The sequence below is a fragment of the Jiangella rhizosphaerae genome (assembly GCF_003579925.1).
GTDB lineage: Bacteria > Actinomycetota > Actinomycetes > Jiangellales > Jiangellaceae > Jiangella > Jiangella rhizosphaerae.
On record NZ_QUAL01000023.1, the window covers coordinates 21,057 to 32,422 of the forward strand.

16 protein-coding genes are annotated in these 11,366 nt (G+C 72.3%); 2 read left to right on the top strand and 14 right to left on the bottom strand.

The features are described 5' to 3' along the window. Positions 1-310 precede the first annotated feature (310 nt). The 14 genes from DY240_RS02810 to ffh all read right to left on the bottom strand — a co-directional run bounded on the left by DY240_RS02810 (position 311) and on the right by ffh (position 10,245). Positions 311-619 carry a DUF2469 domain-containing protein gene (locus tag DY240_RS02810; RefSeq protein WP_119658451.1) on the bottom strand — a complete coding sequence of 103 codons (309 nt, stop codon included), beginning with the start codon at positions 617-619 and terminating at the stop codon, positions 311-313. After that, positions 616-1,305 carry a ribonuclease HII gene (locus tag DY240_RS02815; protein ID WP_119658452.1) on the bottom strand — a complete coding sequence of 230 codons (690 nt, stop codon included), beginning with the start codon at positions 1,303-1,305 and terminating at the stop codon, positions 616-618. The genes DY240_RS02810 and DY240_RS02815 overlap by 4 nt, the downstream gene beginning before the upstream one ends. 6 nt (positions 1,306-1,311) lie before the next feature. Continuing rightward, the gene (gene lepB / locus DY240_RS02820; protein WP_158602713.1) at positions 1,312-2,049 is read right to left on the bottom strand and encodes a signal peptidase I; all 738 of its coding nucleotides are present in this window, start codon (positions 2,047-2,049) and stop codon (positions 1,312-1,314) included. Positions 2,050-2,188: 139 nt separating this feature from the next. Next, a complete protein-coding gene (gene rplS, locus DY240_RS02825; RefSeq protein WP_046772397.1) occupies positions 2,189-2,542 on the bottom strand; it encodes a 50S ribosomal protein L19 in 354 nt (117 codons plus the stop codon). Between the two features lie 132 nt (positions 2,543-2,674). Continuing rightward, positions 2,675-3,457, bottom strand: a complete 783-nt coding sequence (trmD, locus tag DY240_RS02830) for a tRNA (guanosine(37)-N1)-methyltransferase TrmD (RefSeq protein ID WP_119658454.1) — start codon at positions 3,455-3,457, stop codon at positions 2,675-2,677. Beyond that, on the bottom strand, positions 3,447-3,959 hold the full coding sequence (gene rimM / locus DY240_RS02835) for a ribosome maturation factor RimM (protein ID WP_119658455.1): 513 nt from the start codon (positions 3,957-3,959) through the stop codon (positions 3,447-3,449). Before rimM ends, trmD begins: the two co-directional genes overlap by 11 nt. A gap of 7 nt (positions 3,960-3,966) precedes the next feature. After that, positions 3,967-4,203: an RNA-binding protein gene (locus DY240_RS02840; protein ID WP_119658456.1), complete on the bottom strand. Its 237-nt coding sequence runs from the start codon at positions 4,201-4,203 to the stop codon at positions 3,967-3,969. After that, the gene (rpsP, locus tag DY240_RS02845) at positions 4,203-4,781 is read right to left on the bottom strand and encodes a 30S ribosomal protein S16 (RefSeq protein WP_119658457.1); all 579 of its coding nucleotides are present in this window, start codon (positions 4,779-4,781) and stop codon (positions 4,203-4,205) included. Before rpsP ends, DY240_RS02840 begins: the two co-directional genes overlap by 1 nt. Positions 4,782-4,946: 165 nt before the next feature. Next, positions 4,947-5,198, bottom strand: a complete 252-nt coding sequence (locus DY240_RS02850) for a hypothetical protein (protein WP_147375179.1) — start codon at positions 5,196-5,198, stop codon at positions 4,947-4,949. 189 nt (positions 5,199-5,387) lie between these two features. Beyond that, positions 5,388-5,570 (bottom strand): hypothetical protein, encoded by a 183-nt coding sequence (locus DY240_RS02855; RefSeq protein WP_119658459.1) that lies wholly within the window; start codon positions 5,568-5,570, stop codon positions 5,388-5,390. Between the two features lie 168 nt (positions 5,571-5,738). Continuing rightward, positions 5,739-5,948, bottom strand: coding sequence for a hypothetical protein (locus DY240_RS02860; protein WP_119658460.1), 210 nt, complete (start codon positions 5,946-5,948; stop codon positions 5,739-5,741). A gap of 9 nt (positions 5,949-5,957) precedes the next feature. After that, positions 5,958-6,569 carry an ArsR/SmtB family transcription factor gene (locus DY240_RS32690; RefSeq protein WP_199700675.1) on the bottom strand — a complete coding sequence of 204 codons (612 nt, stop codon included), beginning with the start codon at positions 6,567-6,569 and terminating at the stop codon, positions 5,958-5,960. A gap of 983 nt (positions 6,570-7,552) precedes the next feature. After that, complete coding sequence (locus DY240_RS02870) at positions 7,553-8,638, bottom strand: amidohydrolase family protein (protein WP_119658461.1); 1,086 nt, start codon at positions 8,636-8,638, stop codon at positions 7,553-7,555. After that, entirely contained in the window at positions 8,635-10,245 is a 1,611-nt protein-coding gene (gene ffh, locus DY240_RS02875; protein ID WP_119658462.1) for a signal recognition particle protein, read from the bottom strand. The genes DY240_RS02870 and ffh overlap by 4 nt, the downstream gene beginning before the upstream one ends. A gap of 94 nt (positions 10,246-10,339) precedes the next feature. Between ffh and DY240_RS02880 the strand changes: the two genes are divergently transcribed. Together DY240_RS02880 and DY240_RS02885 are read left to right on the top strand one after the other, a co-directional pair. Beyond that, positions 10,340-10,957: a GNAT family N-acetyltransferase gene (locus DY240_RS02880; protein WP_119658463.1), complete on the top strand. Its 618-nt coding sequence runs from the start codon at positions 10,340-10,342 to the stop codon at positions 10,955-10,957. Then, positions 10,950-11,366: alpha/beta hydrolase (locus tag DY240_RS02885; RefSeq protein ID WP_158602714.1), on the top strand; the 417-nt coding region annotated here is incomplete at its 3' end. The genes DY240_RS02880 and DY240_RS02885, both read left to right, overlap by 8 nt.

Consider the following 11,366-nt stretch of genomic DNA (forward strand, 5'->3'; position numbering starts at 1 on the left):
GAGCCGGGCCAGGACAGGCCCGGGCTGATGGGCACGGGTCGCCGGACACCTGGGCCGAGGGCGGCCAGGAGGGCCCGGGCAGTGTTGTCACCAGCGCCAACAGTTGGCGCTCACGTCACCACCCCTGCGACCATGACCGGTCCCGGCAGCGGGGTGTGAGCCTGTCACGGCGATAAGTGCCGGGTGTCCCTCGAGCCGCGACCCGGCGCCTCACGTCCGTGGTCGCTACCGGGTGCTCTTCGCTCTGGGTTGCGGGCCTCGCACTCGAGCCGCGCGCTCACGGCGATACGACCCGCGCCCCGCGGGGACGTCAGGACTTGGGGATCTCCAGGTCGCTCTTGGCGAGCTCCTCGACGTTGACGTCCTTGAACGTGACGACCTTGACGTTCTTGACGAAGCGCGCCGGGCGATACATGTCCCACACCCAGGCGTCGCTCATGGTGACCTCGAAGTACACGTCGCTGCCTTCGCCGCGTACCTGGAAGTCGACGTTGTTGGTGAGGTAGAACCGCCGCTCGGTCTCGACCACGTACGAGAACAGGCCGACCACGTCGCGGTACTCGCGATAGAGCGAGAGCTCCATCTCGGTCTCGTACTTCTCGAGATCCTCAGCACTCATAGGTCGGGTTCCCCTTTCCAGCCTTCGTCTCCAAGGGATACCACGCGCGCGACGTTGGCGTAGGACCGACGGTGAACCGGGCTCGGCCCGTACACCGACAGCGCCTGCTGATGCTCCTCGGTCACGTAGCCCTTGTGCGCGTCGAACCCGTAGTGCGGCCACTGTTCGTGCAGCTCACACATGATGCGGTCGCGGGTGACCTTGGCGATGACGGACGCCGCGGCGATGCAGGCGGCGACTTGGTCGCCCTTCCACATGGCCAGGCCCGGCACGCCCAGACCGGTGACCGGGAAGCCGTCGGTCAGCACGTACGACGGCGCGGGGTCGAGGCGGGCGAGGGCGCGGCGCATGGCGATGATGTTGCTGCGGTGCAGCCCGACGCGGTCGACCTCGTCGGGCGGGACGATGATGACGGACCACGCGACGGCGCGGGCGACGACCTGGTCGTAGGCGCGTTCGCGGGCCGCCGGCGTGAGCAGCTTGGAGTCGGCGAGCCCCGGGATCTCACCGCGCTTGCCCGGCGCCAGCACGGCCGCCCCGACCACCAGCGGCCCGGCGCATGCGCCGCGTCCGGCCTCGTCGGCGCCCGCGACCGGCGCGAACCCGGAGCGGGCCAGCGTCCGTTCGTAGGCGTACAAGCCGGCATCGCGCCGGACCAGGATGCGCCGTCGGGCGAGTGTGGGCATGGCGGATCAGGGTTCGGGGACGTTGTCGAACGCGCCGTCGCTGCTGAGCCCGCCCCAGCGGGAGAACGGCCACGCGATGGCGAACGCCCGCCCCACGACGAGGTCCTCGGAGAACGTCCCGTGGATGCGGGAGTCGCCGGAGTTGGAGCGGTGGTCGCCCATGACGAACAGCTCGCCCTCGGGGACGGTGCGCTCGAACTCGTTGAGCGACGGGGAGTCGCCCGGATAGAGGTAGGCGGACTCGTCGACGGGCGTGCCGTTGACGGTGATGTGCCCGGCGTCGTCGCAGCAGGCCACGGTGTCGCCGCCGACGCCGATGACCCGCTTGATCAGGTGTTCCTCGGCGTCGTCGGGCAGCACGCCGACGAACTCGAAGACGTCCTTGATGGCGCCGCCGACGCCGGAGCCGCCGGAGGGCGCTTGGTCGCCGAGCCAGCGGTCGGGGTCCTCGAACACGACGACGTCGCCGCGGTGGATGTCGCCGAACTGCAGGCTGATCTTCGACACGAGCACGCGGTCGCCCACGAGCAGGGTGTCTTCCATCGACCCGGACGGGATGAGGAAGGCCTGCACCAGGAAGATGCGGACGACCGTGGCGATGAGCAGGGAGAGCGCCACCACGATGGCGGTCTCTTTGAAGAAGGCGGCCAGCCCGGTCCGAGAGCCGCCGCCGGCGGTCTCGGTGCCGTCGCCACCGCGACGCGGGCTCCCGTCGCCTTCCCGAGGCAGGCTCTCCTCGGTCACGGCATCTCCCTGGGGTTTCCGGGGCGAGCCCGGCGAAGAGTCGAACGCTTCCGGTGGCACGTGAGCAACAATACGTGCCTCCGGCACGCTACCCGGTGGCGGTGCCGTGCCATGCCACCGGGTTCCCCGTGAGGGAGCGTCAGGCCGTCTCGCGCTTCTCGCGGATCTTGGCGGCCTTGCCGCGCAGGTTGCGCAGGTAGTAGAGCTTCGCCCGGCGGACGTCGCCGCGGGTGACGAGCTCGATCTTCTCGATGACCGGGGTGTGCACCGGGAACGTGCGCTCGACGCCCACGCCGAAGCTCACCTTGCGGACGGTGAACGTCTCGCGGATGCCCGAACCCTGGCGGCGGATGACGACGCCCTGGAAGACCTGGATGCGGGAGCGGTTGCCCTCGACGACGCGGACGTGGACCTTGAGGTTGTCGCCCGCGCGGAAGGCCGGGATGTCGTCGCGCAGCTGCGCGGAGTCGACGGAGTCGAGCAGGTGCATGATCGTGTTCGCTCTCTCGCGGGCGCCACAGGTCGCCCCCGGATTCAGGGTGCTGTCAGGGTCTACTGCACAGGCCCGGCCTTCGCGTCGGCGCTCCCCCTGTGGCAGGGGCGTCGCGAGCCGGGTACCAGCGGATCAGTCTGCCACAGACGGCGGCGGAACCGGAAACCCGGCCTCGTCGAGCACCTCGCGGTCGCGGGCGTCGAGCGTCGCGGGGTCGAGGCGGGCGACGAGGTCCGGACGGCGCTCGGCGGTGCGCCGCAGCGCCTGGTCGCGCCGCCACCGCGCGACGTTGCCGTGGTGGCCGGAGAGCAGCACCTCGGGGACGTCCAGCCCGCGCCACGTCGGCGGCTTGGTGTAGACGGGGTACTCGAGCAGCCCGTCGGCGCCGTGCGACTCCTCGACCAGCGACTCAGGGTTCCCGACGACGCCGGGCAGCAGCCGGGCGACCGCCTCGACGACGACGAGCGCGGCGACCTCGCCGCCGTTGAGGACGTAGTCGCCCAGCGACAGCTCGGTGACGGGCATCCGCGTGGCCGCGTCCTCGACCAGGCGCGCGTCGATGCCCTCGTACCGGCCGCAGGCGAACACCAGCCAGGGCTCGGCGGCCAGCTCGTGCGCGAGGTCCTGGGTGAACGGCCGGCCGGACGGTGTCGGCACCAGCAGGCGCGGCATGCGGCCGTCGGCGCCGGACCCGACGACATCGTCGAGGGCCGCGCCCCAGACGTCGGGCTTCATGACCATGCCGGCGCCGCCGCCGTACGGGGTGTCGTCGACGGTGCGGTGCCGGTCGGTGGCCCAGTCGCGGAGATCGTGGACGCGCAGATCGAGGACGCCGGCCTCGCGCGCCTTGCCGACCAGCGACAGGTCGAGCGGCGAGAGGTAGTCGGGGAAGATCGTGACGACGTCAATCCTCATCGAACAACCCCAGCGGCGGGTCGACGACCAGCCGCGACTCGGCGACGTCGACCTCCGGCACGATCTCGGTGACGAACGGCACCAGCGCCTCGCCGCCGCCCGTGCGCTCGACGGACAGGATGTCCTGGCTGGGTGCGTGGATGATCTCGCGGACGACGCCCAGCTCGGCGCCGTCGACCCCGACGACGGTGAGGCCGACCAGCTGGTGGTCGAAGAACTCGTCGGGGTCGCCGGTGGTGGCGTCGTCGGGGATCTCCGCCAGCAGCAGGGTGCCGCGCAGCCCTTCGGCGGCGGTGCGGTCGGCGACACCGTCGAACGCGACCAGCAGCCGCCCGCTGTGCCAGCGGGACCCGCGAACCGTGAGCGGGCCCCGCCGGACGGGGTCGGTGGCGAGGACGGCGCCGTCGGCGAACCGCTCGTCGGGCGTGTCGGTGCGCACCTCGACGGTGACCTCGCCGCGGATGCCGTGCGCGCGCCCGATGCGCCCGACGGTGACGATCACCGTGCGGTCAGCGCCCGTCGACGTCGACGAAGTCGATGCGGACGCCGCTGTCGGACAGCGCCGCGACGACGGTGCGGAACGACGTGGCCGTGCGGCCGCCGCGGCCGATGACCTTGCCGAGGTCGTCGGGGTGCACCCGGACCTCGAGCAGCCGGCCGCGGCGGAGCTGACGCGTGCGCACGCTGACGTCGTCGGGGTGGTCGACCACTCCGGCGACCAGGTGCTCCAGCGCCTCGGCCAGCATCAGGACTCGTCCGTGCTCGCCTCGGCGGCCGGCGCGTCGTCGGCCTTGGCCTCGGCGGCGGGCGCCTCGTCGGCCGTGGTGTCGGCCTTCGGCTCCTCAGCCGGCGCCTCAGCCTTGGCGTCCTCGGCCTTCGCCTCGTCGGCCTTGGGCGCGTCGGCCTTGGCCTCGTCCTTCTTGGCGGCGGCCTTCTTGGCCGGCTTCTTCTTCGGCGTGGTGGCGTCGGACTTCGGCTCGCCGTGGACCTCGGCCAGCGCGGCGTCGAACGCGGCGCGCTTCTCGGGCTTCGGCTCGGCGACCTTCAGCGTGCCCTCGGCGCCCGGAAGGCCCTTGTGCTTCTGCCAGTCGCCCGTGACCTTGAGGATCGCGAGCACGGGCTCGGTCGGCTGCGCGCCGACGCCCAGCCAGTACTGCGCGCGCTCGGAGTCGACCTGGATGAGGCTCGGCTCGAGCTTGGGGTTGTACAGGCCGATCTCCTCGATGGCCCGGCCGTCGCGCTTGGTGCGCGAGTCGGCCACGACGATGCGGTAGTGCGGCGAGCGGATCTTGCCCATCCGCTTGAGCTTGATCTTGACAGCCACTGGGGTGGAGTCTCCTTGGATGTTCACGCACGGGTGAGCCGTCGTCACCTGAGTGGGGCACCGGTCACGACGGTTCGATGGATCCGGTGCTCGAGGGTGAGAGGGCCGCACGATCGCCGGTTCAGCAGGACATTGTGCCAGATGGCGCCGCCCGGACCCAACTTCCTACGCCGCCTGCTCGGCCGGCTCCTCGACGGCGACGGGCTCCGGCGCCGCGGCCCTGCGGGCGAGCAGGACGATCGCGCAGGTCAGGATCGTGACGGCCGCCCACACGCCCAGCCCCAGCACGGCCGCGCCGACGGAGACGACGACGGGCGACGGCACCAGCGCCGTGGCCATCGCCAGACCCAGGACCGCCAGGCCGACGCCCACCGCCGTCCGCTCGCCCGTCCGCCTGATCAGCAGCGACACCGTCAAACCCGCCGACGATCGACCCGCCGCCCCGGATGCTGGCGATGACGCCGAAGAACTCGCTGGGCAGGCCCAGCCCGTCGACCACCGCGAACGTCGTCGAGTTGGCGAAGCCGGTGACGGCGACCGCGATGCTCACCAGCCGGATCAGGTCGGCCAGCTGCGGCGTGGCGCGCAGGTGGCGGAACCCGTCGGTCAGCTCGCGGCGGAACCCCTGCCGTACCCGAACGTGACCAGGTAGATCAGCCACAGGTCGGCGGCGTCGCCGACGGCGAGCAGCGCCAGCACCCCGGCCGTCGCGACGACGTTGACGGCGGCCACGAGGCGCTTGCGCGAGAGGCGGTCGGCCAGCTGGCCGGCCAGGGGCGCCAGGAACACCGGCAGGCCGAGCGCCAGGAAGACCAGGCGGCGGCGGCGTTGCTGCCGGTCAGATCCTTGGCCCAGATCGCGACGGTGAGGTAGAGCGCGCTGTCGCCGAAGTTGCTGAACGTCCAGGCGACGGTGAGCCGGCGGAACGGCCGGTGCGCCAGCGCGGACGGCACCAGCTCAGGCCGCGGTGATCAGCCGGTGGACGGTGGCCCGCGGGTCGCCCGCCGCCTTGGCACGGCGGTCGAGGACGGCGGCCAGCCGCGCGGACCGGTCGGCCCAGCGCTGCAGGCGCGCGGCGCGGGTCAGGGCGCGGCGGGTGCGCTGGTGGGCGGCTGCTGCTCGGCGCTCGGCGTGCGGGTCGTAGTGGACGCTGGGGTCGACGAACATGGCGGTCTCCTACTGCTGGTCGGGGCGGCCGGTGGTGTGCGCGGCGATGTCAGGATCGGGCGCCAGGGCGCCGAGGAAGTGCACGACGCGCGCGCCGTCGGGCCTGGCGGCGGGGTCGTCGCGGCGATCGGCGAAACGCTGGGAGAGCTCGTCGTGGAACTCGCCGAGCCGCGCGATCATCTCGGTGAGCTCGTCGCGGGTCATCCAGAACCCGGACGTGTTGATCACCATGGACTGCAACCAGTCGGGCCCGAGCTCCGCGGCCCGGCCGAGGGTGCGGAGCAGCCGATCGGCCTCGCGCTCGACGATGACCCGCGCGAACGCCGACGCCTCCCGGACCGACTCGGGGTTCTCGACGTCGGGCCCGACGGTGCGGCTGCGGCTGGCCAGACGCCACGGCTTCTCCCGCCCACGCGGCTCCCCCGGCTCGACGTAGCCGTACTTGGCGAGCATGCGCAGGTGGAACGAGCAACTGGCGACGCTCTCGCCGGTGCGCTCGGCGCACTCGGTGGCGGTGAGCTCGGGCTCGAGACCCAGCAGGTCCATGAGCTGGAGACGCAGCGGGTGGGCGAGCGCTCGCATCGACTGCGGGTCGGTGACCTTCTGCTCCTTGGTGACCATGAGCTAAAGGTAGCTTGCTAAAGCATCCTTTAGCAAGCGGTGTTGAGCAAGGAGTCTTGAGATTCGGCGTCGGGATGCTGTCGGCGTTGGCCGGCCCCAAGACCCGCTGTTCTTCAGCTCCGCCGGCCGCTCACCGGCCGTAGGTGGTGTTCCCTCTTGAGGTCGCTGATGGTTCGGCGACCGGCTCCGTTGTGGTGACGGGCTCGCTGGCCTCCTCCGGCCCCGAGATGATCACGTTCACGACGAAAACCCGTGTCGTACTACGCCTGCAATCGTGTCGACGGTCGAGAGAACCTCATGACGGCCCACCCCACCCGCCGGAAAGCGCTCACCATCGCCCGCGCCCATGATCATCGGCGATCGCTGGCGTCATAGCACCAGTGATCGCCGATGATCATGGAGAAAAGCGGGTTCCGGCGCGCCGGGAAGCCGCGTTTCGCCATGATCAACGGCCGGCGAAGGTCCACGCAACGCAGGCAGGCACGGCAGATACCCGCCAGCGGCCAGCGCACGCTAACCAACAGCGGAGTCGGTCGCCGAACCACGAACGGCCAGACGGCGGCCAGCGGACCCGCCCGCCAACAGCGGAGTCGGTCGCCGAACCACGAGCGGCCAGACGGCGGCCAGCGGACCCGCCACCATCAGCGGAGTCGGTCGCCGAACCACGAGCGGCCAGACGGCGGCCAGCGGACCCGCCACCATCAGCGGAGTCGGTCGCCCCGAGGGTGCCCACCGCAACCGGCCAGCGAACAGCGACCAGCCCGCAGACCTGAACGCCCGGGCCACTTCTTCCTCGGCCGCCTGATGCTGTCCCCCCGAGGGCGCGGCGGCGCGGGTCAAGCGGTCATCGCCGGCGCGAAGCGCCCACCAGTCCGCTCGAGGCGCGCCGCCGCGCCATCGACACTCGAACAGCAGGAGGCCGAGGAACCACCAACGCTCAANATCGACACTCGAACAGCAGGAGGCCGAGGAACCACCAACGCTCAACGAACGACGCGACCTCGAAGGACGATGCGGACCGGCTCGAGCAGCGTCTCCGGCGCGACCCGCGGATCCTCGGCGTACACGCACAGGTCCGCCGTCGCGCCCTCGTCGAGCAACCCGCTCCCGCCCAGCAGGTACGACCGCGCCTTCCAGGAGGCCGCCGCCACGGCGGGCTCCGCAGGAATGCCGGCGGCGACGAACTCCAGGACCTCGCGCGCGATCAGCCCGTGCGGCAGCTGTCCCCCGGCGTCGGTGCCGGCGAACACGGGGACACCGGCGTCGAAGGCGTCGCGCACGTTCTCATAGCGCCGCGAGTGCAACGATCGCATGTGGGAGGCATACGCGGGGAACTTCGCCTCGCCCTGGGCGGCGAACTTCGGGAAGTTGGCGATGTTCACCAGAGTCGGCACCAGCGACACGCCCCGCGACGCCATCGCCGTCAGGAGGTCGGAGGACAGGCCCGTGCCGTGCTCGATGCCGTCGATGCCGGCGCCGAGCAGATCGGGCAGCGCGTCCTCGCCGAAGACGTGCGCCGTCACGCGGGCGCCCAGCTCGTGGGCCCGCGCGATGGCGGCGTCGAGCGCCCACCGTGGCCAGCAGGGCGAGAGGTCGCCCTTCTCGCGGTCGATCCAGTCGCCCACGAGTTTCACCCACCCGTCACCGCGCCGGGCCTCCTGCTCGACGTAGGCGACGAGCTCGTCGGGCTCGATCTCCCAGCCGAAGTTGCGCAGATAGCGCTTGGTGCGGGCGATGTGCCGGCCGGCGCGGACGATGCGGGGCAGGTCGGGCCGCGCGTCGATCCAGCGGGTGTCGGCGGGCGAGCCGGCGTCGCGGATGAGGAGGACGCCGGTGTCGCGGTCGGTGAGCGCCTGCTCCTCGGCGACGTCGTCGGGGACGGCGCCGTCGGCGGCGAGGCCGACGTGGCAGTGGAGGTCGACGAGGCCCGGCAGGATCCAGCCGGTCCCGACCGTCTCCGCACCGGGGACGGGGTCGTAGGTGACGGCGCCGTCGCGCACCCAGAGGTCGCGGTGCTCGGCCTCGGGCAGGACCACGCCCCGCAGGTGCAGGGCGACCGGACCGCTCACCGCCGCTTGAGGAACTCGGCGATGTCGTCGGGCAGCTCGAAGTTCCCGTCGCCGTCGGGTGCGGCGCCGCCGAACGCCGAGGGCACCTGGCCGGGCTGCGGCTCGGCCGAGCGCCGCTCGTCGGCGGCGGCCAGCTGGGCCGCGCGCTTGGCCGGGTTGCCCGACCGCGCGCCGCGCTTGCCCTTCTTGCCCTGCTTGGGCTGCTTGCCCTTGCTCTTCTTGCCCCCCATGCCGGGCAGGCCGGGGATGCCGCCGGCCATGCCGGGCATGCCGGGCAGGTTGCCGAGGCCGCCGAGCTTGCCCCGCGCGGCCTGGCTCATCATCTCGCGGGCCATGAAGAACCGCTCGATGAGCTGGTTGACCTCGCTGACCTGCCGGCCGGAGCCCTTCGCGATGCGGGCGCGGCGCGAGCCGTTGATGATCTTCGGGTTCTGCCGCTCGGCCGGCGTCATGGAGTGGACGATGGCCTGGACGCGGTCGAGCTCGCGCTCGTCGAACGCCTCGAGGGCCTCGCGCATCTGGCCGGCGCCGGGGAGCATGCCGAGCAGGCTCTTGAACGAGCCCATCTTCTTGATGGCCTGCATCTGCTGCAGGAAGTCGTCGAAGGTGAAGTCCTTGCCGCCCTTGGCCTGCAGCTTGCGGGCCATCTCTTCGGCCTGCTCGGCGTCGAACGCCTTCTGCGCCTGCTCGATGAGCGTGAGCATGTCGCCGAGGTCGAGGATGCGCGAGGCCATGCGCTCGGGGTGGAAGACGTCGAAGTCGGTGAGCTTCTCGCCCGCCGACGCGAACATCACCGGCTTGCCCGTGACCGACGCGACGGAGAGCGCGGCACCACCGCGGGCGTCGCCGTCGAGCTTGGTGAGCACGACGCCGTCGAACCCGACGCCGTCCTGGAACGCCAGAGCGGTGGTGACGGCGTCCTGGCCGATCATGGCGTCGACGACGAACAGCGTCTCGTCGGGCTTCACGGCGTCGCGGATGTCCGCGGCCTGCTTCATCAGCTCTTCGTCGACGCCCAGCCGGCCGGCGGTGTCGACGACGACGACGTCGTGGAGCCTGCTGGTGGCGTGCTCGATGCCGGACCTGGCGACGGCGACCGGGTCGCCCACGCCGTTGCCCGGCTCGGGCGCCCAGACGGCGACGCCGGCCCGCTCGCCGACCACCTGCAGCTGCGTGACGGCGTTGGGACGCTGAAGGTCGGCGGCGACGAGCAGCGGCTGCTTGCCCTGGTTCTTCAGCCAAAGGGCGAGCTTGCCCGCGAGCGTCGTCTTACCCGCACCCTGCAGACCCGCGAGCATGATGACCGTCGGCGGCTGCTTGGCGAAGCGCAGCCGGCGCGTCTCGCCGCCCAGGATGCGGACCAGCTCGTCGTTGACGATCTTGATCATCTGCTGGGCGGGGTTGAGCGCCTGCGAGACCTCCTCACCCCGGGCGCGCTCGCGGACCGCCGCGATGAAGTCCTTGACGACCGGCAGCGCGACGTCGGCCTCGAGCAGCGCGACGCGGATCTCGCGGGCGGTGGCGTCGATGTCGGCGTCGGAGAGACGACCCTTGCCGCGCAGGTTCTTGAAGGTCGCGGTCAGGCGGTCGGTGAGCGTGGCGAACACGTCGGCTGGAGTCCTCGAGGTCGTGGGCAGCTGCAAAGGTCCACCGCAAGCCTAACGCGCTGCCGATGTCGGTGGCATGCGCCAGACTGCCGGTATGCCTGCAGACGTCGCCGCCGACGTGCGGATCCATCCGGTCACGGCGCAGCGCTGGGACGATCTTCGCGTGCTGCTCGCACCCCGCGACGAGGGCGGCGACGCGTGCTGGTGCCTGGCCTGGCGGCTGCCGTCGGGCGAGTTCGGCCGCCTGCCCGGCCCCGGCCGCGAGGACCGGCTGCACGAGCTGGTCGCCGGGACGGTGCCGCCGGGCCTCATCGCCTACGTCGACGGCGAGCCGGCCGGGTGGTGCAACGTCGGGCCGCGGGCGGCGATGCACCGGCTGGCGCGCTCGACCACCATTCGGCCGGTCGACGACCTGCCCGTCTGGTCGGTCGTGTGCTTCGTGGTGCGTACGGGCTACCGGCGGCGTGGACTGGCGGAGGAGCTGCTGCACGAGGCCGTCGCGTTCGCCGCCGCGCACGGGGCGCCCGCGGTGGAGGGCTACCCGGTCGAGACCGGCGGCGCGCGGCTCAGCACGTCGCTGGCCTACGTCGGGACGACGGGCATGTTCGAGCGGGCCGGCTTCACCCGGCTGGCCGCCACCGACGCGACCAGCGCCGGGCGGCCGCGCTGGGTCATGCGCCGCGACCTGACCGGGACGGCGCCGCGTGCGTGATCCGCGGGAGGTGCTGACCCGAGCCGCTCCCCCGCCGTCGCTGACGGTGACGTACGGCGAGCTGCCCGACCAGGTGGCCGACGTGTGGCTGCCGGCGGGCAAGGCGGGGCCGATGGCGCCGCTCGTCGTGGTCGTGCACGGCGGGTTCTGGCGGGCGGAGTACGACCGCCGGCACGCCCGCCCGCAGTGCGCCGGGCTCGCGGCCGCCGGGTACGCCGTCGCGGCGATCGAGTACCGGCGGGCCGGGGCGGGCGGCGGCTGGCCGGCCACGTTCGACGACGCCGCGACGGCGCTCGACACGGTCCCGGCGCTCGTGGCGGACGCGACCGCCGGCGGCACGGCCCGGGTCGATGCGAACCGGGTCGTGCACGTGGGGCACTCGGCGGGCGCCCACCTCGCGGTGTGGGCG

Excerpts from the sequence above, each read along its gene's own strand:
- DY240_RS02880 (WP_119658463.1), top strand. The coding sequence starts at position 10,340 with ATGCCTGCAGACGTCGCCGCCGACGTGCGGATCCATCCGGTCACGGCG.
- trmD (WP_119658454.1), bottom strand. The coding sequence starts at position 3,457 with ATGAGGATTGACGTCGTCACGATCTTCCCCGACTACCTCTCGCCGCTC.
- DY240_RS32690 (WP_199700675.1), bottom strand. The coding sequence starts at position 6,569 with ATGGTCACCAAGGAGCAGAAGGTCACCGACCCGCAGTCGATGCGAGCG.
- DY240_RS02810 (WP_119658451.1), bottom strand. The coding sequence starts at position 619 with ATGAGTGCTGAGGATCTCGAGAAGTACGAGACCGAGATGGAGCTCTCG.
- DY240_RS02815 (WP_119658452.1), bottom strand. The coding sequence starts at position 1,305 with ATGCCCACACTCGCCCGACGGCGCATCCTGGTCCGGCGCGATGCCGGC.
- DY240_RS02860 (WP_119658460.1), bottom strand. The coding sequence starts at position 5,948 with ATGTTCGTCGACCCCAGCGTCCACTACGACCCGCACGCCGAGCGCCGA.
- DY240_RS02840 (WP_119658456.1), bottom strand. The coding sequence starts at position 4,203 with ATGCTGGCCGAGGCGCTGGAGCACCTGGTCGCCGGAGTGGTCGACCAC.